Annotated in this window: 17 protein-coding genes; 4 read left to right on the top strand and 13 right to left on the bottom strand. The window is 63.8% G+C overall.

From position 1 onward, the window contains the following. The first annotated feature begins 104 nt into the window (after window positions 1-104). Both BUA69_RS08785 and BUA69_RS08780 read left to right on the top strand, forming a co-directional pair. A complete protein-coding gene (locus tag BUA69_RS08785; RefSeq protein WP_046134867.1) occupies window positions 105-1,556 on the top strand; it encodes a YcjX family GTP-binding protein in 1,452 nt (483 codons plus the stop codon). Continuing rightward, window positions 1,553-2,563, top strand: a complete 1,011-nt coding sequence (locus tag BUA69_RS08780; protein ID WP_046134868.1) for a YcjF family protein — start codon at window positions 1,553-1,555, stop codon at window positions 2,561-2,563. Before BUA69_RS08785 ends, BUA69_RS08780 begins: the two co-directional genes overlap by 4 nt. Before the next feature lie 123 nt (window positions 2,564-2,686). On the opposite strand, the gene BUA69_RS08775 is transcribed toward BUA69_RS08780, so the two are convergent. Continuing rightward, entirely contained in the window at window positions 2,687-3,103 is a 417-nt protein-coding gene (locus BUA69_RS08775; RefSeq protein WP_046134869.1) for a winged helix-turn-helix transcriptional regulator, read from the bottom strand. A gap of 183 nt (window positions 3,104-3,286) precedes the next feature. Between BUA69_RS08775 and BUA69_RS08770 the strand changes: the two genes are divergently transcribed. Further along, window positions 3,287-3,859 carry an NADPH-dependent FMN reductase gene (locus tag BUA69_RS08770; protein ID WP_046134870.1) on the top strand — a complete coding sequence of 191 codons (573 nt, stop codon included), beginning with the start codon at window positions 3,287-3,289 and terminating at the stop codon, window positions 3,857-3,859. Window positions 3,860-4,077: 218 nt separating this feature from the next. Here the strand turns inward: BUA69_RS08770 and BUA69_RS08765 are convergent, their stop codons facing one another. The 10 genes from BUA69_RS08765 to BUA69_RS08720 form a co-directional block, all read right to left on the bottom strand. Continuing rightward, on the bottom strand, window positions 4,078-4,407 hold the full coding sequence (locus BUA69_RS08765; protein ID WP_046134871.1) for a 2Fe-2S iron-sulfur cluster-binding protein: 330 nt from the start codon (window positions 4,405-4,407) through the stop codon (window positions 4,078-4,080). 1 nt (window position 4,408) lies between these two features. Continuing rightward, window positions 4,409-5,437: an NAD(P)/FAD-dependent oxidoreductase gene (locus BUA69_RS08760; protein WP_046135023.1), complete on the bottom strand. Its 1,029-nt coding sequence runs from the start codon at window positions 5,435-5,437 to the stop codon at window positions 4,409-4,411. Between the two features lie 182 nt (window positions 5,438-5,619). Continuing rightward, window positions 5,620-6,876, bottom strand: a complete 1,257-nt coding sequence (locus BUA69_RS20745) for a phosphoadenylyl-sulfate reductase (protein WP_072866511.1) — start codon at window positions 6,874-6,876, stop codon at window positions 5,620-5,622. A gap of 185 nt (window positions 6,877-7,061) precedes the next feature. After that, window positions 7,062-8,720: a nitrite/sulfite reductase gene (locus BUA69_RS08750; RefSeq protein ID WP_046134872.1), complete on the bottom strand. Its 1,659-nt coding sequence runs from the start codon at window positions 8,718-8,720 to the stop codon at window positions 7,062-7,064. Continuing rightward, window positions 8,707-9,030, bottom strand: a complete 324-nt coding sequence (locus tag BUA69_RS08745) for a DUF2849 domain-containing protein (RefSeq protein ID WP_046134873.1) — start codon at window positions 9,028-9,030, stop codon at window positions 8,707-8,709. The genes BUA69_RS08750 and BUA69_RS08745 overlap by 14 nt, the downstream gene beginning before the upstream one ends. A gap of 1 nt (window position 9,031) precedes the next feature. Beyond that, complete coding sequence (cysG, locus tag BUA69_RS08740; protein ID WP_046134874.1) at window positions 9,032-10,426, bottom strand: siroheme synthase CysG; 1,395 nt, start codon at window positions 10,424-10,426, stop codon at window positions 9,032-9,034. 389 nt (window positions 10,427-10,815) lie between these two features. Then, the gene (locus BUA69_RS08735) at window positions 10,816-11,136 is read right to left on the bottom strand and encodes a 2Fe-2S iron-sulfur cluster-binding protein (protein ID WP_046135025.1); all 321 of its coding nucleotides are present in this window, start codon (window positions 11,134-11,136) and stop codon (window positions 10,816-10,818) included. A 62-nt stretch (window positions 11,137-11,198) separates the two neighbouring features. Further along, window positions 11,199-12,377 carry a class I SAM-dependent methyltransferase gene (locus tag BUA69_RS08730; protein WP_201777447.1) on the bottom strand — a complete coding sequence of 393 codons (1,179 nt, stop codon included), beginning with the start codon at window positions 12,375-12,377 and terminating at the stop codon, window positions 11,199-11,201. After that, a complete protein-coding gene (locus tag BUA69_RS08725; protein WP_046134875.1) occupies window positions 12,374-13,975 on the bottom strand; it encodes a peptide chain release factor 3 in 1,602 nt (533 codons plus the stop codon). The genes BUA69_RS08730 and BUA69_RS08725 overlap by 4 nt, the downstream gene beginning before the upstream one ends. A 276-nt stretch (window positions 13,976-14,251) precedes the next feature. Next, complete coding sequence (locus tag BUA69_RS08720) at window positions 14,252-14,644, bottom strand: Hpt domain-containing protein (protein ID WP_052950488.1); 393 nt, start codon at window positions 14,642-14,644, stop codon at window positions 14,252-14,254. Between the two features lie 366 nt (window positions 14,645-15,010). On the opposite strand from BUA69_RS08720, the gene BUA69_RS08715 reads away from it, so the two are divergent. Beyond that, a complete protein-coding gene (locus BUA69_RS08715) occupies window positions 15,011-20,809 on the top strand; it encodes an apolipoprotein A-IV repeat region-like domain-containing protein (RefSeq protein WP_046134876.1) in 5,799 nt (1,932 codons plus the stop codon). A gap of 206 nt (window positions 20,810-21,015) precedes the next feature. On the opposite strand, the gene BUA69_RS08710 is transcribed toward BUA69_RS08715, so the two are convergent. Together BUA69_RS08710 and BUA69_RS08705 are read right to left on the bottom strand one after the other, a co-directional pair. Beyond that, entirely contained in the window at window positions 21,016-22,206 is a 1,191-nt protein-coding gene (locus tag BUA69_RS08710; protein WP_046134877.1) for an MFS transporter, read from the bottom strand. A gap of 102 nt (window positions 22,207-22,308) precedes the next feature. Continuing rightward, window positions 22,309-23,493, bottom strand: a complete 1,185-nt coding sequence (locus BUA69_RS08705) for an MFS transporter (protein WP_046134878.1) — start codon at window positions 23,491-23,493, stop codon at window positions 22,309-22,311. Window positions 23,494-23,647 lie beyond the last annotated feature (154 nt).

Below are 23,647 nucleotides of genomic sequence, written 5' to 3'. Positions count from 1 at the left end.
GGGCCGGCGGCTATGCCGGCTCGCGCCTTGCGCCTATTCACCACTGCCATCTTGCTTTCCGCTCTCCAGCCCCTACGTTCTGGCCTGAACGAGGGACTAGCCGCTTGCCCCAAAATCCGACCAAGATCGTCGACGAACTGGGCATTGCCCTCGCCAATCTGGCCGACGCCGCCACCGGTAGCTTTACCCCCACTCTACGGTTGGGCGTGACCGGGCTGAGCCGCGCCGGCAAAACCATTTTCATCACCGCTCTGGTGCATAACCTGCTGACCGGCGGGCGCCTGCCCGGCTTCACCCCGCTGACCGAAGGCCGCTTCATCGGCGCCAGGCTGGCCGAATATCCCGAAGCCACCATTCCGCGCTTTGCCTATGAGCAGCACCTTGAGGCGCTGACCGCCAAGACGCCCTATTGGCCCGAAAGCACCCGCCGCATCTCGCAGCTGCGCATCGTGCTGAAATACCAGTCGGCCAAATGGTTCTCCGGCATGTCGGGACCTTCGACGCTCAATCTCGACATCGTCGACTATCCCGGCGAGTGGCTGCTTGACCTGCCGCTGCTGGGCCTGAGCTTTGCCGAATGGAGCGCCGAAGCACTGGAGCGCGCCAATCGCCCCGGCTCCGGCCGCGAAGCCCAGCCCTTCCTGCAATTGCTGGAAGGCATCGATCCGCTCAAGCCTGCCAATGATGGCGATGCCGAAAAGCTGGCTTTGGCCTTTACCGACTATCTCCGCCGCAGCCGCGAGCATGGCGCCCTCTCCACCCTGCCGCCGGGGCGCTTCCTGCTGCCCGGAGATCTCGAAGGCTCACCCGCCCTGACCTTCGCGCCGCTCCCCGCACAGGGCCACAGCATGCGCTCCACCAGCCTCTATGCCATGCTGGAGCACCGCTACGAGGCTTACAAGGACCAGGTGGTTCGCCCCTTTTTCCGCGATCACTTCGCCCGGCTCGACCGCCAGATCGTGCTGGTCGATACCTTGCGCGCGCTCAATGCCGGCCCCGCCGCCGTGGCCGATCTCGAAACCGCGCTGACCTCGGTGCTGGCCTGCTTCCGCCAGGGCGAAACCAATGTCCTGCTCCGCCCTTTCGTGCGCAAGATCGACCGTATCCTGTTTGCCGCGACCAAGGCCGATCACGTCCACCACACCAGCCATGACCGGCTGGAAAGCATCCTCAACCGCCTCGTCGCCAATGCCACCAAGCGCGCGCGATTTGCCGGTGCCGAGACCAAGTCGCTGGCCATTGCCGCCATCCGCGCCACCCATGAAGGCAGCATCAAGGAGGGTGGCGAGACGCTGCCCACCATCATCGGCACGCCGATGAAAGGGGAAAGCCTCGACGGCATCACCTATGACGGCAAGACCGAAATCGCCTTGTTTCCCGGTGACTTGCCGGCGCGCCCGGATTCACTGTTCGAGGATGGCGCCCCGGTCTCGCTCAACTTCCTGCGCTTCGTGCCGCCGCAAAAGCTCGACCGCAATGCCGAAGGCGACCTGGTCCTGCCCCATGTCCGCTTCGACCGCGCCCTCGACTTCCTGATCGGAGACCGGCTCGCATGAAACGCCCCATCGCCCGTCCCACCGCTGTCGCCGCTGATGACAATGCCCTCGTCCGCGCGCCCCGCGCCTTCGAGCCGGCCAAGGTCGAAATCGTCGAGCCCGCCTTCGATCCCGATCTGGACGAAACCCTGATCGCGCCGCCACCACGGCCGATGGGCTGGGCGGCCCGCGCCGCCTGGACCGCCGGCGGCATCCTGCTCTCGGCCGGACTGGCGCTCGCCGCCGACCGGCTGATCAGCGATCTCTTTGCCACCAATGCATGGCTCGGCTGGGCCGGCCTCGGCGTGCTAGGGATTTTCCTCGTCGCCGTGGTTATCCTCGCCGCCCGCGAAGTGCTCGCATTGCGCCGTCTCAAGGTGCTGGATGCCCTCAAACGCGACGCTGCGCTCGCCACCGCCGAGAATGACCCGGACCGCGCCAAGGGCGTGGTGACCAGCCTTGAACATATCTACGCCGCCCGCGCCGATCTGGCGCGGGCGCGCCAATCGGTGGCCGATAACGTGCCGCACATGTTCGATGGCCATGAAGTGGTGGCGCTGGCCGAGCGCACGCTGATGGCCCCGCTCGACGCCCGTGCCAAGGCCCTGACCGCCGCCAGCGCCCGCCGCGTGGCCCTGGTGACCGCCGTGTCGCCCCGCGCCCTCGTCGACATCGCCTTCGTGATCTATGAGAGCATCCGCCTCGCCGGGGCCATTGCAGCCCTCTACGGGGCCCGCCCAGGCTTCTTTGGCTTCTGGCGGCTCACCGGAGCCATCCTCGCCCATCTCGCCGTCACCGGCGGCCTGGTGCTCACTGACGGCATTGTCGAGCAACTGGTCGGCCAGGGCCTCGCCGCCAAACTCTCCGCCCGCCTCGGCGAAGGCGTGGTCAATGGCCTGATGACCGTCCGCGTCGGCATCGCCGCCATGCGCGTGGTGCGGCCATTGCCGTTCGAGACCCAGCCCCAGCCCATGGTCCGTGATTTCATTCCCGAGCTGACCAAGCTGACAGGGGATGCGGCGAAGTAGGGGCCACCGTAAGTCCAGTCGTCCGCATTGCCTGACTACCCGCTGAGTCATTCCCGCGCAGGCGGGAATGACCCGGTGGGTGTGGTGGACAGGAGCCGTCAAGCACGCCCCACGCGCGAGCGCCTACTCCGCCGCCTGCTTCATCAACGCCACATGCGCCGCCCGCTTGGGCATCGCTTCCGGATGGTCCTCAAGATACTGCCGCCGGGCTGCCAAAACCCTCGGCCGGTTGGCGATGGCCCATTCGCCGATAGCCGAGAGCGGCACCAGCAGATCCCGGCCAAGATCGGTCAATTCGTAATCCACCCGTGGCGGGATTGATGGCGTCACCGTTCGGGTAACGAAGCCATCCATCTCCAGATCGCGCAGCGTGGAAGTCAGAACCTTCTGGCTGATGCCGCCGACCATGCGCTTGAGTTCGCCAAAGCGTTTGGGGCCATCACCCAGCCGCGTGATGATCAGCACGGTCCATTTGCCACCAATCTGGTGGAGGATTTCGCCGACCGGGCGGCAATCCTCATGGGAATCTGTCGGTTTCAACTGGGCCTCGCGTAGTGAAAAAGTGCCGCCTTGCGACGGAAAAGACAGTCACTCATATAGCGTCAGTCACCAACAGATACCACAGCTTACGCCCGCCAATTCTGCATCAAACTGTCACGTTGAGCGGAGCCGCCGCGAGGCGCATAGAAGGGCAGTTACTAGTTTATACCGTCTGGATATCCAATGCCGACCGTCGCCGTCATCGTCGGCAGCCTCAGCGCTGCCTCCATCAATCGCAAATATGCCAAGGCCCTGGCCAAGCTGGGCGCGCCGCTGCTCGATTTCGACTTCATCGATCTGAGCGCACTGCCCCATTACAACAACGACCTGTGGCCCAACCCGCCCCAGGCCGTGCTGGACCTCAAGCGCCGCGTCGAAGCCGCTGACGGCGTGCTGATCGTGACCCCGGAATACAATCGCTCGTTTACCGGCGTCATCAAGAGCGCGCTGGAATGGGGTTCGCGCCCCTGGGGCAAGAGTTCATGGGGCGGCAAACCCGTCGCCATCACCGGCACCTCGGTCGGCGCGGTCGGCACTGCGGCCGCCCAGACCCAGCTCCGCACCATCCTGCCGCATCTCGACATGCTGGTCATGGGCCAGCCCGAAATCTTCCTGCGCACCACGCCGGGCCTGTTCGACGAAAACGACGACGTCACCAACGAAGAAACCCGCACGCTGCTGCTCGGCTTCATGCAGCGCTTCGCCACCTTCGTCGAACGTCACGGCACCCCCAACGTCCAGATTGCCGCCGAGTAAATGCATAAGCCGGGCTCATTGCCCGGCTTATTTGCTGCGCTGTTCGCGCCAGCGGAATGAGCGACGGTGGTCCGACACCCCAACAGCCGTCACCACCCGGCTTGTCCGGGTGGTCTAGCTTTTTAACAGGCAGATGGATTGCCCGGACGAGCCGGGCAATGACGATGGGGAAGGATCGGGGCGAAAAACGCAACAGCCCGCTCCAACCTCAGCAACCCTTACGCCGCTTCTTCCTTCGCCGCACTTGGCGCCAGGGTCAGCTTCAGCCCATCGAGCGCATCGCTCATCAGCAGCTGGCACGACAGCCGCGAATTGGAGCGGACGTCCCCGACGCTGTCGAGCATGTCCTCTTCCTCATCGCTGGGGGCACCGACCACGTCGAGCCAGCTCTTGTCGACATAGACATGGCAGGTGGCGCAGCTCAGCGCGCCGCCGCACTCGGCCTTGATATTGAGGCCCCAGTCGCGGATCACTTCCATCACGCGCCAGCCTTCGAGCCCTTCCAGCTCGTGCTCGGTGCCGACCTGATCGGTGACGAGGATCTTCATCTCAGGCGACGCCCAGTTTCTTCTGCAGCTTGGTCGAGGAGGTGGTGTACTGGAACACCACGCGCTCGTCCGGCGAGATGATCTTCTTGGCCCGCTGCGCCATCAGCGCCGCTTCGTGAAAGCCCGACAGGATCAGCTTGAGCTTGCCCGGATAGGTATTGATATCGCCGATGGCGAACACGCCGGGCACCGAGGTTTCGAACTTTTCGGTATCGACCACGATCAGGTTGTCATTGAGCTCGAGGCCCCAATCGGCGACCGGGCCCAGCTTCATGGTCAACCCGAAGAAAGGCAGCAAACGCGTTGCCGGCACGGAGAGATCGCCCGCATCGGTGGTCAGGTGGACATGGTTGATCTGACCGTTTTCGCCGTCCAGCTTGGCGATCTGGCCGAGCAGGAAATTGATCTTGCCCTCCATCACCAGCTCTTTCATCTTGTTGACCGAAGCCGGTGCAGCCTTGAAGGCATCGCGGCGGTGCACCAGCGTCAGCGAGCGCACGATCGGCTGCAGGTTCAGCGTCCAGTCGAGCGCCGAGTCACCACCGCCAACGATCACCACGTCCTGATCGCGGAAATCGTCCATCTTGCGGACCGAGTAGAACACCGACTTGTTCTCATACTGCTCGATGCCATCGACCGGCGGCCGCTTGGGCTGGAACGAGCCACCGCCGGCGGCGATCACCACCACCTTGGCGTGGAACACTTCATCGGCATCCGTCACCAGCACGAACGAGCCATCGTCCTGCTTGGTGATCGAATTGACCATGCGATTGAAGTGGAATTCCGGCGCAAACGGCGCAATCTGCGCCATCAGGTTCTCGGTGAGCCCCTGCCCGGTGATCATCGGGAAGCCGGGAATGTCGTAGATCGGCTTCTCCGGATAGAGCTCGGCGCACTGCCCGCCCGGGCGATCCAGAATATCGATGAAATGACATTTGAGGTCGAGCAGACCGAGTTCAAAGGCTGCGAACAGCCCGCAGGGGCCCGCGCCAATCACAACAACATCGGTGACGATTTCGTTTCCGCTCATTTCGATCTCAAGTTCCATTAGATGAGGTTCAAGGCCTCAGTTTGTCTCGGTGCATCTCCACCGCGGCGGAGCATCCATGGCATTTACGCCAGAAATTGGATTCCCGCCTGTGCAGGAATGACGCGGTGATTGAGTGACCGGCAGAGCGATCTGCCAATCGCGATGAACGCGCTCCGATTACCTCAATGCGCGCGGCGAAGATAGGGGCGCGTGCCGACCGGCACCTCTGTAACCCCCACAGGCTGATAGAATAAAGCCACTTCCGGCAGCCGGTTCTCCACCAGCGCCTGACGTGTCGGCTCATGCGTCACCACCAGCGCATTGATGCCGCAGCGCCGCATCAGCGGAATCTGATCCTGCAGAACATCCCCTACCGCGCGGATTTCATTGGCATAATGGTAGCGTTCAGCCAAAAGGCGCGCCGTTGAATAGCCGCGACCATCCGAGAAGGCCGGGAACTTGATGGCGATCGAGGCAAAGCGCCCGAGATCGGCCTCAACGCTCTCGATGGCGTCACCGGGCGACACCAGCAGCCCCATCGGATGCGGATTGGCCAGCACCGCATCGCGGCTCTCGAGAAACACTGGCAGCGGGATATGCTTGTAGCGCGCCGAGGCGGCATCATCCCCATCTTCCCAGGCGTGGAACGGGTCGGCAATGAAGGCGCCATCCTTGTGCAGCGTGAACTTGGCAGCAGACATCGGCGAGGCAATCGCTCCATTGAAGTCGAAATGGATGCCGCATTCCTTTTTGTTCAGGCCGCGCCACCGTCCGGCGCGCGGATCCTCACCTTCGGCAACCACCGAGGTGCAGGGCGCGCAGCCAATCGACTTGTAGCCCCGGGCGAACAGCGGGTGCTCGGGCAGGCCATGGTCGATCTTGTACTGGTTGACATCGGCATCGGTGAAATAGGCCAGCGGATTGATCTTGATGCGATCATCGCTCGTCAGCTCGAAATGCGGCAGCACGCCGCGTTCCTTGGTCTGGAAGCGCTTGCGCCCGGTCACCCAGCCGCCGAACTGCTCGGTGATCGGCTCCAGCGGCTCGGTCTTGCGGATATGGCAGCAGCTGTCGGGATCGGTTTCCCACAGATCGCCATTGGGATCGAAGCGCTTCACATCGGCCGGATCCGGATGAATGGCGATGACATTGATCAGCCCGAGTTGGCTTTTCAGCGTTTCGACATAGGCCAGCGTTTCGGCGAAATGCTTGCCGGTTTCGAGGAAATATACCGGCAGGCTGGGATCGACCTGTGCCACCAGATGCAGCAGCACGGCCGAGTCCGCCCCAAAGGACGAAACGATGGCCACGTCACCCGGCAGGATTTCCGCCGCCGCCTGACGCAGCACGCCGACCGCGTCCATTTCGTCGAACATGCCGTTGAGCGCCAGAATGCCGAGCGAGCGCAGCTTGTCGGGTTTGCGTTCCGAATGGAGCATTTTAGGCAGTCCCATATTGCGTCTCTGATGTGGCTGCCGGCGCGGCAGCGCCACCTCTCCCCGGGGGGAGAGGTCGACCCTCTTGGGTCGGGTGAGGGGGCCTATTCGCAACAAAGCGGATGAGAGAGGCCCCCTCACCCGTCGCTGCGCCCCGACCTCTCCCCCGGGGGGAGAGGTGAAGATCGCTAGCCGTTGCCATAAAGGGCCTCCTTGAACGGAGCTTCGCCCAGGCGTCGATAGGCGGCAATGAAGGTCTCGTCGGCGCTTTGCCGCCGCGCGATATAGGTATCGACCAGCGTTTCGATGGCGCCGGGCACCTTGTCGGCCTCAAAGCCGGGCCCGAGAATCTTGCCCACCGACGCGTCCTGCGTGGCATCACCCCCCAGCGTGATCTGATAGAGCTCGCCGCCCTTCTTCTCCACGCCCAGAATGCCGATATGGCCGACATGGTGGTGGCCGCAGGCATTGATGCACCCGGAAATCTTGATCTTGAGATCGCCGATTTCGGCCTGCCGCTCGGGCGCCGCGAATTTGTGCGAAATCGCCTGCGCAATGGGGATCGAGCGGGCATTGGCCAGCGCGCAGAAATCGAGGCCCGGGCAGCAGATCATGTCGGTGATCAGCCCGGCATTGCCTTCGGCCAGCCCGCTCGCCACCAGCGCATCATAGACTTCGCGGAGATCGGCAATCGCCACATGGGGCAGCACCAGGTTCTGCTCATGGGTAACGCGCAATTCGTCGAACGAATACCGCTCGGCCAGATCGGCCACCACATCCATCTGCGCATCGGTGGCATCGCCCGGCGCGCCACCCACCGGCTTCAGCGAAATCGTCACCGAGGCATAGCCGGGCTGGCGATGAGAATTGAGATTATGCTCCAGCCAGCGCCCATAGGCTGGATCAAGGATCAACTCGCGCGCCACATCGATCCGCGTCGCACTCTGCGATGGAAAGGCCGGCGGCTCGAAATAGGCAGAGATACGGTCCAGCTCTTCGCTGGGCAGTGTCAGCACCCCACCGCGCACTTCGGCGAACTCGGCCTCGACCTGCCCCTTGATCGTCTCCAGCCCCTCTTCATGGACCAGGATCTTGATGCGCGCCTTGTACTTGTTGTCCCGGCGGCCATAGCGGTTGTAAACGCGCATGATGCTTTCGAGATAAGCCAGCAAATGCTCATTGGGCACGAAGCTGTTGATCAGCTTGCCGATCATCGGCGTGCGGCCAAGGCCACCGCCAACCCAGACTTCCCAACCGACATCACCCGCCGCATTGGCCGCTGCCTGCAGGCCGATATCGTGGAAACGGATCGCGGCGCGGTCATTGGGCGATCCCGTGATGGCAATCTTGAACTTGCGCGGCAGATAGGAGAATTCCGGGTGCAGGCTCGACCACTGCCGGATGATCTCGCCCACCGGACGCGGATCGATGATCTCGTCCAGCGCCGCCCCGGCAAACTGGTCGGTGGTCACATTACGAATGCAATTGCCCGACGTCTGGATGGCATGCATCTCGACCGAGGCCAGCTCGCCCAGAATGACCGGAATATCCTTCAGCCGGGGCCAGTTGTACTGGATGTTCTGCCGGGTGGTGAAATGGCCATAGCCGCGATCATAGGTGCGCGCGATATGGGCCAGCTTGCGCATCTGGCGCGAATTGAGCGTGCCATAGGGCACCGCGACCCGCAGCATATAGGCATGCAACTGCAGATAGAGCCCGTTCATCAGCCGCAGCGGGCGGAACTGGTCTTCGCTCAGTTCGCCCGACAGGCGCCGCTTCACCTGATCGGCAAATTGCGCCGTGCGGCCTTCGACAAAGGCCGCGTCGAATTCGTCATATCGATACATGACCGTCCTCACCCAGATGCTGGCGGTCGTAGATCTCGCCGTTCAATGTCAGTGGTGCCGTCGGACCCAGCGCGCGGATGCGTTCGCGCAACCGCTTGGGCACGATGCGGCCGCCCAGGTCCTCGACTTCCTCGATTTCCAGACTGATGACACGCCCGCCCGCCTTGGTGGCGGCCAAAGCGGCGTCGCGGGCTTCGGCATCATCCTTGCCGAACAGCCGCGCCGCCTGCAGGCTTTCCACCCAGCGCCCATGCACATCCAGATAAACCGTCCCGCCGGACGTCAGCTCGTTGCCAGTCAGTATGTCCATCTCATGCCACCTTGAAGCCATCGGCGGCGACCTGGGCGGCGTCGCCCCAATCCCCCGCCGCAACGGCTTCGCCTACGAAAATGATTGCCGGGCCATCGGCGAAATCCACCGCGCCATTGGCCAGCCCGCCCAGTGTGCCCGAATAGAGCGCCTTGTCGGCCCGGCCCGCATTGACCACGATGCCCACCGGCAGCGCTGCACTGGCCCCATGCCCGATCAGCCGGCTGGCCACATCGGCCGAAATCGACTTGCCCATATAAAGCGCCAGCGTCAGCCCGGACTGCGCCAGCGCCGCCCAATGGGTGAGGTCGCTGTCATCGGCACCATGCGCCGTCGCCATGATGAAGCCGCTCGAAACCTTGCGCAGCGTCACCGGCGTCGCCGTATCAGCCGCGGCCGCCAACGCCGCGCTGACGCCGGGCACGATCTGATAGCCGATACCGGCCTTGCGCAATGCCGCGATTTCCTCGCCGGCCCGCCCGAAGATCATCGGATCACCCGACTTGAGTCGCGCCACGCGCTTGCCCTGCCCGGCCAGCCGCACGATCAGCGTATTGATCTGCGCCTGCGAAAACGAATGATGGCCTTTGGCCTTGCCCACCGAAATGCGCTCGGCATCCCGGCGGCCCATCTCGACCACCGCTTCGGGCACCAATTGATCATGCACGATCACATCTGCTTCCTGCAGTAGCCGCTGGGCGCGCAGGGTCAGCAGGTCTTCCGAGCCCGGCCCGGCCCCGATCAGCCAGACCACGCCAGCCCCGCCATTGGCAGCAGCATGCTGGGTCAGTAACTCGGTTGCAGCCGCCACGCCCTCGCCGCGCTGCTCGGCCGCTTCGATGGCTGGCGAGGTCACCAGCGCCTCATAGAAGCGCCGCCGGGCCGCGCCATCGTGAATCAGCTGTTCAGCCTTGTGGCGTAAGCTACCGGCCAGCCCAGCGATTTTGCCGATCCGCGGCGACAGCATCGCCTCGATCCGCGCCCGCACCAGCCGTGCCAGTACCGGAGCATCCCCCTCGGAGGAGATGGCAATGGTCAGCGGCGCCCGGTCGATGATCGAGGGTGTATAGAAATCGCACTCGGCCGGGACATCCACCACATTGAGCGGAATGCCCCGCGCCCGCGCCGCCAGCTTCGCCGCCTGGGCATCGGCGCCCTCTTCGGCAACGAACACCAGCGCCGTGCCATCGAGGTCGCCGGGCTCGAACGCCCGCTCGATCACGGTGACCGGCAGCGCCGAAAAATCGGCTTCGATATGGCGGGAGATAATCACGACTAAAGCAGTCGTCTTAGTGGCTAACCGGGTCTTGTTGAGGGCCTCGTCTCCACCGCCGACGATGACTATGCGCTGACCCTGCACTTTGTAGCTCAACGGAAATGTGTTGAGTTGACCCATTGGAACCCTGATGACTGACAGGGGCAAAATAATCCATTGCCCGCCACCCGGACAAGGCATTGAAATTCAATCGCTTTTATATTTCCCTACAGGCTCCGCGCTTAGAATGTTGCGCATGCCCACCGCCTAAACCCGCCAAATGAATCTGTGCGGGAATGGTGCAGAGCAAATTTTGCTTTGGGAAGCGGTGGGGCAGCAAGAATACGCGGCCGGCGGCACGCACGGTATCCGCCCAAGCCACAGGGTCATTCCCGCGCAGGCGGGAATCCATTCTTTGAGCGATGGATGATGGTCAGAAAGAGTGGATTCCCGCCTGCGCGGGAATGACTCCGTGGGTAAACGGAACGTCTGGCGGACGGAGTGCGTACGCTCCCCCAGCGCTCCCCGTCTTACCCCTGCCGGCTCGGCACGTGCACAACGAGCCCGTCCAGATGGTCCTTGACCTTGATCTGGCAGCTCAGGCGGCTGGTAGCCTTCACGTCGAAGGCGAAGTCCAGCATGTCTTCTTCCATGGCCGAGGGTCCGCCGACCGCTTCGGTCCAGGCGTCGTCCACATAGACGTGGCAGGTGGCGCAGGTGCAGGCACCGCCGCATTCGGCAATGACGCCGGGGACGCCGTTCATGATGGCTGTTTCCATCACCGTTGAGCCCAGCTGGGCTTCGGTCTCGATGCGCTCGCCGTCCTTTTGGACGAATGTGATCTTGGTCATGTCTGGGAGGTTCTTTCGGCTGGTGCCGCCGATATAGTCACTGATGCCCTTCGGGGCAAGTTTCACGCGGCGAGCAGGCGCTCCAGGTAATGATACTCGATGCCAAAGAAGGCCTTGGTCTCGGCAATCTTGGCCAGGATCGCCTCGCGGTCGCGACCGACACGGCCATCCTTCTCGGCAACGATCAGCACGTTCTTGGGCGTGTGCGCATCGGAGATGAACTCGAACACCTTGGTGCGATAGCCATGCAGCTCCAGCAGCAGCGAGCGCAGCCCATCGGTGACCATCTCGGCCTGTCGTTCCATGAAGGTGCCGTGCCGCAGCAAGAAATCCAGCATGCTGGCTGAATTGTGCCCCGCTTCCATCTGCCGGCGGATCTGCTTGTGGCAGCAGGGCGCGACGGTGATCAGCGCGGCACCGGCCTTTATCCCCTTGAAGATGGCGTCGTCGGTGGCGGTATCGCAGGCATGCAGCGCAATGACGGCGTCGGCACCGGTCGCGTCATAATCGAGGATCGAGCCCTGCTCGAAGCGCAGGCCATCGAACCCGGACTTATGGGCGATGTCATTACACAGTTCGACCAGCTCTCCCCGGAACTCGACGCCCTCCATCTCGACCGGGCGCTTCGCCACATTGGCCAGGTAGTCGTAGAGCGCAAAGGTCAGATAGCCCTTGCCGGCGCCCATATCGACGATCTTGGGATTATCGCCCGGAATAGCCTGAATCAGCGGCGCAAAGATTTCCACCATCTTGTTGATCTGGCGGAACTTATCCTGGCTGCCGGCCAGCACCTGGCCGTCGGCGCCAGTGATCTTGAGCGCCTTGAGATAGGGCTTGTCGCCGGCCGCAACCAACCGCTGCTTGGCGCGATTGTGATCGGTCGATGGTGCTTCGCGCCCCTCGACCTCGACGCGCTTCAGGCGGATCTTGTCCCCATTGCGCTCGAAGTTCATGTCGAACCCGGTGGTGGCCAGCTGAGCGCTGCGGAACTCGCTCCTGAGCCCGGTGCGCAGCAGCGCCATGCCCTCGGGCAGGATGTAGTTCTTGATGATGTCGCGCGTCTTGTAGCGATAGGTGAAGCTGAGCTTGTCCCCGCCCTTGACCGTGATTTTCTTGACCTCGACCGATTTCAGATCGGGCTCGCCGCCGTGATACCCGCCCAGCTTCAACCGCACCAATGCCCCATCGGCAAAGGCGGTCTTGATGGCGGATAACATTTCTTCGATGCGGTCTTGGGTCAATGCCGCTCCTTGGTGGCGAGGAAGCGGATCTTGGGGAAATCCTGCTTGGCGCGATCGGCCCACCAGGCATTTTGCGCCAGGAACACCGGCGCGCCGTTGCGGTCCTCGGCAATGTTCATCTTCTGGGCGGTGATGAAGCGGTCCAGTTCCTTGGGATCATCGCTTTCGATCCAGCGGGCCACTTCGTAATTGAGGCTCTCGAAGGTGATCGGCACGCCATATTCCTTGGCAACGCGCGAGCTCAGCACTTCCAGCTGCAACTGCCCGACCACGCCCACGATCCAGTCGGCGCCGACAATACGGCGGAATACCTGGGTGACACCCTCTTCCGACAGGTCCGACAGCGCCTTGGCCATCTGCTTGGTCTTCATATGATCGGTCAGGCGCACGCGCCGGATGATTTCCGGCGCGAAGTTCGGAATGCCGGTCACATTGATGATGGCGCCCTCGGTCAGGGTATCGCCGACCGACAGCGTGCCATGATTGGGAATGCCGACAATATCGCCCGCGACGGCCTGCTCGGCCAGCTCGCGGTCATTGCCGAAGAAGAACATCGGGTTGCTCACGGCCATGTCCTTGCCCGAACGCACATTCTTCAGCCGCATACCGCGCGAGAACGTGCCCGAACACAGCCGTACGAAGGCAATACGGTCGCGGTGATTGGCGTCCATGTTCGCCTGCACCTTGAACACGAAGCCGGTGACCTTCTTCTCGCTGGGGTCGATTGGCGCGGGAATGGCCGGCTGCGGGCGCGGCTCGGGCCCCCACTCGCCCAGGGTGCGCAGCAGTTCGGCGACCGAAATGCCCTTCAGCGCCGAGCCAAACAGCACCGGGCTGAGATGGCCGGCATGAAAGGTTTCCAGATCGAATGCCGGCAGCATGGCCTTGGCCATTTCCAGCGTTTCCAGCGCGATCATGAACACCGGATCATCGACCAGCGCTGCATTGTCCAGCAGATCCTCGATTGCCTCATATTCGGCAATCGGCTTGCCCTGCGGGCTGACAACGCGCTTCTCCAGCAGATCGATATAACCGCGGAAATCCACGCCCTGCCCGATCGGCCACAGCACCGGAGTCAAATCCAGCGCCAGCTTGCCCTGGATTTCATCGATCAGGTCGAGTGGCGCCAGGCCCTCGCGGTCCACCTTGTTGATGAAGGTAATGATGGGAATATCGCGCAGGCGGCAAACCTCGAACAGCTTGAGCGTCTGCGCCTCGATGCCTTTGGCCGAGTCGATCACCATGATGGCGGCGTCAACGGCGGTCAGGGTGCGATAGGTATCTTCGGAAAAGTCCGAGTGGCCCGGCGTATCCAGCAGGTTGAGCGTCAGCCCGTCATACTCGAAGGTCATCACCGAGGAGGTGATGGAGATACCGCGCTGCTGCTCCATTTCCATCCAGTCCGAACGGGTGGAGCGCACACCAGCCTTGCCGCGCACCGCGCCCGCCGACTGGATGGCCCCCGCCGCGGCCAGCAGCCGCTCGGTCAGCGTGGTCTTGCCGGCGTCCGGGTGCGAGATGATCGCAAAGGTCCGGCGCGTACGGAACGGTTCGGCATTGGACCGGGGCGAAGCCTCGGCGGCGGTCGATAGGGTCATGGGAACTGCTGGATTTTTGGGCCGCAGCGTGAGCGCGGCGCGTCAGATATTGGCCGCTATATAGGGGATGGGGCCAAAAGGGTCAATTTGGGAAGCACGGACCGGCCAGCGCGCCGGTCATCCGCCTCGCCCCCCGAGGCAGGCTCTATGCAGGCAGCTTTGCCTCGGCCAGGTTTGATGAGAGCCGGCAGCAGGTTACGGCACGGCACGCCGGCATGGTTCGACCAGCGGCGTCTCGAACGGCAGCAAAGGCTCAGCGCAGCCGCCAGGCGACCTCTATTCGGGCTCGTTGGCGAGCATTTCCGTGATGAAAGCGCCCACCTCCTCGATTGCCATGGCGATATCGTGGATATGCTCGCTCGTCAGGGGACGGCCTTCGCGTAGCTCGTCTTCGGCATGCTTGGCCAGATCAGCCAGCGTGAATGCGCCAACCCCGACTGATGCACCCTTGATCGAATGCACATTGGCCAGCAGGTCGTCGAAGCTTTCTGCCTGTTCCAGGCGTTTGCGATAGGTCTTAATGGTGGTGTCATAGAGCCGCAGCACCTCATATTCGAGATGCTCGTCACCCAGACACTGCTTGGCGAGATGGACCAGATCTATCGGGCGTTCTGCCCGTCTTTCCTGCTCCGGCTCGCCCTTTTCGACCTGCAACGATCCTTGTGCCATACTGGCCTACCCCATACTCGGCGCGGCACTCGTTTTCCCCGTGTGGAAAACATCCGCTGGGGGCAAGCCTAGTTTGGCCGGGTGAACAGGTGATTAAGCCATATCTTTGCCTTTCTTTGGCATTCTGGTCCGGCCGTTTCCCACTCCAAAAATTAACCTTTGGGTAAGAAACCATTCGGTTTGCTTCAAATTGAATGTATTAATGGGCTTTGAACCAGCGCGCGGCGGCGAAGGTTGCGGGGACGATGCGGGGCATTTGCATCGAATTGTCACCTTTTGGCGACTGACACGGAAACGGGTCGGGAGTCATCACAACTCAAGATTGCCGCCTAGTTGCGCTGAGCCGACGCGAGAGTTGTAAAGAGTATGGCGAAGAATCCGACCCCCAGTAACGATCCTGCCGCGCTGGCGTTCTCCGCCGTTGAGGACGCCCTCAAGGAATCGGTGTTCAGCATCGATACCCCGGCCCAATCGCCACAGGAGAAGCGCCTCTCCGAGCAGAAGCCGCGCTCCGAGCGGTTGCGGACGGCCGACAAGATCGCCGCGCAGGCAAGCAGCGTCGCCAATGACGACCGCTTCCCCACCTCCAAGATTCTCTATGGTCTGCAGCACCAGTCGTCGGCCACCCCGACATGGATCGCGGTGGTCCTGTCCGTTGTCTGGCTCGCCGCCACCGGCATTGCCGGCTATATGCGTTTCTCCAGCCAGATGGCCAATTTCGGCGCCTTCGCCGGCACCATCGAGTTCATCGCCCTCGCCGCGATCATGATTTTGCCCGTGCTGGGCTTCTTCGCCGTGGCGACGTTGTTTCGCCGCGCGCAGGACCTGCGCAACGCCGCCTCCTCGATCACCCAGGCCGCCATTCGCCTGGCCGAGCCCGAAATCACCGCTGCCGACAAGGTTGCCTCGGTTGGCCAGGCCGTGCGCCGCGAAGTCAACGCGCTGGGCGATGGGCTGGAACGCGCCCTGTCGCGCGCCGGCGAACTTGAAGTGATGATCCACAACGAGGTCACCGCGCTCGAACGCACCTATTCGGACAACGAATCGCGCATGCGCGCGCTGATCGCCGAACTGGCCAGCCAGCGCGAAAGCGTCCTCACCAATACCGAGCGCGTGCGCGAGGCCATCACCGAGAGCCATACCGGTCTCGTCTTCGATCTCGACATGATCAGCCAGCGCATTGCCGGCACCATCGTCGAAAGCGGTGGCAACCTGACCAAGGCGCTCGAAACCGCTGGCAATACGCTGACCAATTCGTTTGGAGAGCGCACCGACAGCTTCGTCTCACTGGTCGATAACCGCACCAGCGACTTCATCTCGGCGCTCGATGACAGCCAGGGCCGCCTGGCGCTGACCTTTGAAGAGCAAACCTCTTCGATGTCGCGCAATTTCGAAAACCACACCAGCGAACTCGGCGCCACCATCGAGAACCGCATGGCTGCTCTGACCGAGGCCCTTGACGGCCGCGCCGCGACCCTGTCGGGCGAATTCGAAGACCGCACCAATTCGCTGGCTGGCCTGCTCGAAGACCGCACCAGCGTGCTTTCCGCCGTGCTGCAGCAGCGCACCGGCGACCTCTCGGGCGCCATTGGCGAGCAGACTGCGGCCCTGTCACATCTGTTGACCGATGGCGGCGCTGCCCTGCTCGGCCAGCTGCGTGACCGCGGCCACGAAGTCAGCGGCGCCCTCGACATGATCGGCAGCCGCATTTCGGAAGATATTTCCAGCCGCTCGCGTGAAGCAGAAGTGCTGCTGAGCGCCCTTGGCCGCCAGCTGGACGAAAGCGTTTCGATCCAGCTCAACGCCATGGACAGCCGCCTGCAGTCCGCCGTCATCGAGATCAACGGCGCGCTGGACGACACCTCCGAACGCGCTCGTATCACCCTGTCCTCGGCCGGCGCGGATTCGCTGGGCCAGTTCGATGCCCGCCTGACTGAAATCGCAGGGATTCTCGATTCGCGCCTGCACACCCTGGACGGCGTCATCGGCGACAAGGGCGACAAGCTGATCGAAGCCCTCGAAGCCCATGGCAGCAGCTTCGCCGCCCGCGCCAACGTGCTCGAAATGGCGCTGAACGAAGAATCCGGTCGCTTCAACGACGTGGTTGCCGATCGCACCCGCGAGATGAACGAAGTGCTGGGCGCCCGCACCAAGGCGATCACCGAATCGCTGGGCCACCGCAGCCGCGAGCTGTCGGACTCGCTGGAAGGCCATGCCGAAATCATCGCCGAGGCCCTTGATGGCCGCACCAAGCAGATCGACGATCTGCTCGGCGGTCGCACCAGCGAAATCAAGGCCGCCCTCGATGAGCGCGCCAACGAACTCAACGAGACCCTGTCTGGCCACAGCCGCGATCTCAGCGAAGCCATCCGCGTGCGTTCTCAGGAACTGGGCGATACGCTGGCCGGCGGCACCCAGGCCTTCGATCAGGCCATTTCGGGCCGCACCCAGCGCCTGTCCGACACGCTGCTCGGCCGCACCGAAGCGCTGAATGCCCAGCTCGACGAACGGACCGGCACGCTGGCTTCGACCATCGATGCCCGCACGGAATCGCTCGCCGCCACCCTGGACGCCCGCGCTGAATCGCTGGCTTCCACCATCGGCACCCACACAGACTCGCTGTCTGCCACCATCGGCACGCACACCGATGCGCTGGCGGCGACGCTCGAAGAGCGCACCGCGACCCTCACCGCGTCGATCACCCAGCGCACCACCACCCTGGCATCGAGCATCGACCAGAGCACCGGCAACTTCGCCCGTACGCTCGACCAGCGCACCAGCACCCTGGCCAACGCACTCGATGAGCGGACCGGCTTCCTAACCGGCGCCCTGGACGAGCGCGCCAGCACGCTGACCGGTGCCCTCGATGAACGCACCAGCACCCTGACCGGTGCCCTGGACGAACGCACCAGCGCCCTGACTGGCGCCCTCGACGAACGCACCAGCGCCCTGACTGGCGCCCTCGATGAACGCGCCAGCGCGATGACCGGCGCTCTCGATGAACGCGCCAGCGCACTGACCAGCGCGCTGGATGAACGCACCACTGCTCTCAGCGGCATCCTTGACGACCGCGCCGGCGCATTCACCGGCGGTCTGGACGAGCGCACCGCCGCCCTCGCCGCGACCATCGATGAGCGCGCTGCCGCCCTGTCCGGCCAGATCGACGCCCGCGCCGGCGAGTTCGCCGTGCAGGTGGAAAGCCGTGGCGCCGAGCTCACCAGCCAGCTGGATCGCGGTACCCAGCAGCTGGCCAGCGCCGTTGGCACCCGGACCCAGCAGCTCAACGATGCGCTTAACCAGCGCACCCAGCAGCTGTCCGATACGCTGGCCACGCACACCGCCTCGATCTCCGAGACGATGGGCCTGCGCACCAGCGAACTGGCCGACACCATGGAAGCGCAGGGCAATGAAGCCCGCACCCGGATCGATGCGTCGCTGCGCAATGTTACCGAGACCATGGGCGAACGCGTCACCACCATGTCGGACATCATTGCCGGCAAGGTTGCCGAGGTGAACGAAAGCCTCGGCCACGGCATCGACAACGCCATCGTGCGTATTTCCGATGCCGAGCATGGCGTCAGCGCCCGCATCGACGCCGCCAGCGCCACTGTTGGCGAAAGCGCCCGCAAGGCCGCCGACCTCATCGAGAGCGGCGTCAATTCGGCCCGCCAGGCAATCACCGAAATGGTCGACCAGCGTCTTGGCACCCTCCCCGAGGCCATCACCGCCCGCGCCGATATCACGGCCGAGCGCCTGGCGGCCCTCAACGCCTCGATCAACACCTCGATCACCCAGTCGATGGCCGACCTCGAAGCCGGTGCCGACCGCATCGAAGAAACCATCGCCACCCGCATCACCGCGGCCACCGACAACATCGTCGCTGACGTCACCACCACTGCCAATCGCATGGATGGCGCCGTCCGCCAGGCGCTTGAGCAGATCCGCATCGCCGCTGGCGACATCGACCAGATCGTGTCGGTCAAGGCAGTCGGCGCCGTCGATACCATCGGCACCCGCCTCGCCGACATCAATCGTTCGGTCAGCGAGCAGACCAACGCCTTTGCCGCGCTGGTCAGCGAAAAGTCGGACCAGCTGCAGGGCGCCCTGCTCAGCCACGGCAACGTGCTGCGCGATGCCCTGGGCGAGAATGCCCGCGAGGCAGAAGCCATCATGTCGGTTTCCACCTCGCGCATCCTCACCGACGTCACCGCAGCACTCGGCAAGCTCAACGACAGCAACCTGCTGCTGCAGCGCGTGCTCGATGCCTCGACCGCCAACCTGGCGAACCTGGAATCCAGCGTTGCCCAGCAGACCGCGACCTATTCCTCCACGGTACGCGACGCCATCGGCCAGACCGAAGAAGCCGGCCAGATGGTCAGCCAGCATGTCGGCGCCCTGCAGCATACCATCCGCTCGATGGTCGACGAGTTCGCTGGCGTCCTCGGCAAGCTCGATGCCGAAGCCGCCAACATGACCCAGGCGTCCAACGCCCTGTCGACCACCTCCAGCGTTGCGCTGGAGACCCTGGAAGATCGCCGTGGTGCCATGGATTCGCTGGCCGCCAGCTTCGCCTCGCGCGCCGACGATATCGATGGCCGCATGCGCATGTTCGCCCAGTCGATCGCCGATACGGTCAACGATACCGAACGCCGCCTGATCGGCGCCCGCCGCGCCATGGACGAAGCGCTGAACGCCACGACCCACACCGTGACCGACGCCCTCTCGACCACGACCAGCGCCGTCAATGAGGCCCTGAGCACCACTCAGGCCAACGTTGCCGACCTGCTCAACTCGACCAGCACCAGCGTCAACGACGCGCTCTACACCACTTCCGAGCGCTTCAGCACCCAGCTCACCTCCAGCACTTCGCAGATGGACAATGCCCTGCGCCGCGCCAGCGACGCCGCCTCGGGCACCCTGCACGAAACCACCGAGCAGATCAGCGCCGCTCTGGAAGACAATGCAGCGCGCGTCAGCAATGCCCTGTCCCAGACCGGCGACCGCGTTGGCGACGTGCTGGCCGCGACTGCCGGCAATGTCACCGACGTGCTCAATTCGACCACCACGACGCTGGCCGAAACCATCAATGACAGCACAGCATCGGTTCGGAACACCGTTGCGGCCCATACCGGCTCGCTGCGCCAGGCGCTCGATCAGACCACTGGCACCTTCCGCCAGGCTCTGGACAAGACCACCGACGATGTTGCGACACGCCTCGGCGATTTCCGCAGCACTGCCGATGCCGAAGGCCAGCGCGCCAATGAAGCGCTGCACCAGGCCCAGCAGCAGATGGTCGCTGAAATGCAGCGCGCCATCGAGGAAGCCACCAAGCGCTTCAACGACACCGCCCGGGCCATGCGCGACACCGCCCGCGAAGTGGGCAGCGAGCTCGAAGCCACCCGCTCCGAGCTGGCCCGCGGCGTCACCGAGCTGCCAGAGGAAACCCGCGCCAGCGCCGCCGCCATGCGCCGGGTTGTCGCCGAGCAGATCGAGGCGCTCAGCGAGCTCAACGCCATCGTCCGCGCCCAGCCGGCAACGCACGATCTCAATGATCGCCGTCCGCCGCAGCGCCCTGCCGTCCAGCACCGTGCCGAACCGCAGCCCCAGCCACGCGTCGAAGCCCCCTACCAGGCTCCTGCCCAGCGTGCGCCGGAACCGCGTCCCGAACCCGTCCGCCAGCAGGCAGCGCCGGTGCGCACCACCGAGCCGCGTCAGCCCTCTGCTCCCCAGCAGCAGGCTGCGGTCGCCGAAGCCGATGCCGGCGAGGGCGGTTGGTTGCGCGACGTGCTGCGCAATGCCAGCGCCAAGCAGGCCAGCGCCCAGCCGCAGGCAGGCCTGTCCGGCCTGACCGAAGAGATTGCCCGCTCGATTGACGATGCGGCGCTGTCTGAGGCCTGGGCCCGCTACCAGGCCGGCGAGTCCAACGTGTTCTCGCGCCGCATCTACACGCTGACCGGCCAGGGCACCTATGACGAAGTCCGCAAGAAGCTGCAGCGCGACGCCGAGTTCGCCCGCACTGCGAGCGCCTATATGACGGAATTCGAACAGCTGCTGAAGCGCGCCGCCGCCGGCGCCAACCCAGCCGCCGAAACCCGCGAATACCTGCTCTCCGACCGCGGCAAGGTCTACACCACCCTCGCCCACGCCAGCGGCCGCCTGAGCTAAGCTGCAAACAACGTCACAAGCAAAGACAGCCCCGGGAAACCGGGGCTGTTTTGGTTTGTCGGGATAGTGATTGAGGTAACGGAGATTCCTGGCTGTGCGGGAACGACTCTGTGGGTGGGTTGTCGTGCCGCCATGAGAGAATTCGGAGTCATTCCCGCGCAGGCGGGAATCTCCTTCTGGCTACTCCACCGCCCGCAGCCAGCCCCCTAAGCGTCCTTGGGCTGCATCATCCGCAGGGACAGCCAGACGCACCCTGCCCCGATCAGCGCGAACAACGCCGAGACGAAATAGGCATGGGCCCCCATGGCCGGCACCAGCCAGCCGAAGCCGATTACCGCAATAACCGAGAGCCCCTGCTGCAGCACCGTGTAGAGGCTCTGCGATTCAGCGGCCATATCCTCGCTGGTCCAGTTGGCAATGAAGTGGACGCAGCCGAGATAGCCCAGCGCGAAGGTGACGCCATGGGTCATCTGCAGCAGCACCAGCACCCAGACCGGCGGCGACAGCGCCATGGCCGCCCAGCGCAGCACCGAGGAAACGCAGGCGATCAGGATCAGGTGGCGCGCCGACAGTTTGCCGCCAAATCGTTTCCACACGAACATCATCGCGGCCTCCGAAAAGGCGCCCAAGGCAATCAGCGGGCCGATGATGTCCTCCGCGATCCCCTGCTCCTTCCACAGCAGCGAGGAAAACGCGTTGAGGATATAATGGGTGCCATAGACCATGGCGAAGCCGAACAGCGGCAGGATGAACCAGGGCTTCATCAGCTCGCGCACACGATTGGCGACCGGCTTGGTCACCGCCGCCACGGTGACCTGTTCAGCCGGAGCCCGAAACCGCGGCAACAGGAACGCGGCGCCAGCCCGCAGCAATGCCAGCCCGACAAACAGGGGCACGAACACAACCGGCCCAAACCAGACCACCAGGAAGCCGGTCAGCGCATTGAACAGCATATAGCCGAGCGTGCCCCAGGCACGAATGGTACCGAAATCGGTGCCATTGCGCTTGGTCAGCCGCATGGTGGCTGCATCCAGCACCGGCCCCACCGCCCCGCCGGGGAGAGAGGCCAGCGTCCAGACCAGCAGGATCCCCCAGAATTCATTGACGAAGAACAGCGCGATTGGAACGATACCGGCGATCAGCGCTCCGATGACAATGACCTGTCGCCAGTCATCGGCCTTGTCGGCCAGTCGCCCCACGATCAGGTTCAGCGCCAGAATGGCGATGATCGGCACCGCATTGATCACCCCGATCTGCTCGGGCGAAATGCCCTGCCCGGTCAGCCAGATCGGCAGGAACATGGTCGCCGCGCCGGGCGCCATGAAATAGGTGAAATAGAACGCCGTCGTCCGCTGTTCGGGAGAGAGGCGCGGGGCAGCAGCTTCCAGCACGGCCATATCGCAATGGTCTCGGTTAGGGGCGACCCTGCCCAGATTGGCCGGTTCGCAAGGCGGGTGAATGACGGAATAGTTTCAGCTGTATCGTTTCAACCGGCGGCGTCAACGGGCATCCTTGGGCGGCCGCAGTTTGAGCGACAGCAGCACGCAGATGATGCCAAGCGCGGCGAAGCCGGAAGCGGCAAGGAACGAACTGGCGCCGAAGCGGCTGACCAGCCAGCCAAAGCCCATCAGCGCCACCACCGAGGTTGCCTGCTGCAGCATATTGGCAAAGCCCTGCGCCTCGGCGGCGATCTCTTCGCGCGTCCAGTTGGCAATGAAATGCACCACGCCGAAATAGCCGACACCATAAGTCACGGCATGCAGCATCTGCACCACGAACAGCACCTCCACCGAGGGGCTGAACGCCATCACCGTGAAGCGGAACAAGGACGCCGCACAGGCCGCCAGGATCATGTTGCGCGCAGTGATGCGGCCTCCAAAGCGGCGCCACATGAACATCATCACCGCCTCGGCTGCGGCGGCGGTAGCCAGCAACGGTCCGATGAAATAATCGGGAATGCCGCCCTCGTGCCAGACCAGCGCGCCGAACCCGCCGACCACCGCGTGATTGGCATTGATGAGGGCAAACGCCAGCAGCGGCAGCACGAACCACAACTGCAGCGAGGCGCTCAGACGCACCTTCGGTTTGCTGATCTCCGCGACAGTGACCTGATGCTCGGGCGCCCGGAATCGTGGCAGGAGCAGCGAGGCCAGCGCCCGCAGCAATGCCATGGCAAAGAACAACGGCACGAACGCCGACGGCCCAAACACGGTGATCGCCGCACCAACGCCAGCGGCGGCGGCGACATAGCCGACCGTGCCCCAGGCCCGAATGACGCCGAAATCGCTGCCCCGTCGCTGCGTCAGCCTGACCGTGGCCGCATCGACCACCGGCGGGATCGAACCCGAGGCCATAGCGCAGAACGCCCAGACCAGCACGATGCCCCAGAATTCATTGACGAAGAAAAGCGCCAGTGGAAATGCCCCGCCCAGCAAGGCAATGATGATGATGACAGTGCGCCAGTCACCCGCCTTGTCGGCCAGCCGGCCCACCACGATGTTGAGCGCCAGCAGGCACAGCACCGGCACCGAATTGACAATGCCGATCTGGTCGGCGGGAATGCCCTTCTGGCTGAGCCAGATCCCCAGATAGACCGACGCGACAGCACCCGGCAAAAACACCGTGAAGTGGAATATCGAGGCGCGCAGCTCGGGACTGGCCAAGCGCGTGAGAGCCGAAGGCATGAAAATGAACTCCGGGCGAGATGGCCGCCCGGAATCAGTCGTCGCCCGTCTTGTCGACAAGTTCAAGAGGGCCTGTAACCGTGGTTACACTTCCAGCTGTAGTGATGCGCAGAAGTCGCGAAAATCCGGCACCGCCAGCCAAATGCTTCCACTA

The organism is Devosia limi DSM 17137 (assembly GCF_900128975.1).
GTDB lineage: Bacteria > Pseudomonadota > Alphaproteobacteria > Rhizobiales > Devosiaceae > Devosia > Devosia limi.
The sequence above is the reverse complement of the archived record's forward strand: the minus strand, read 5'-3'. Positions and strand labels throughout refer to the sequence as shown.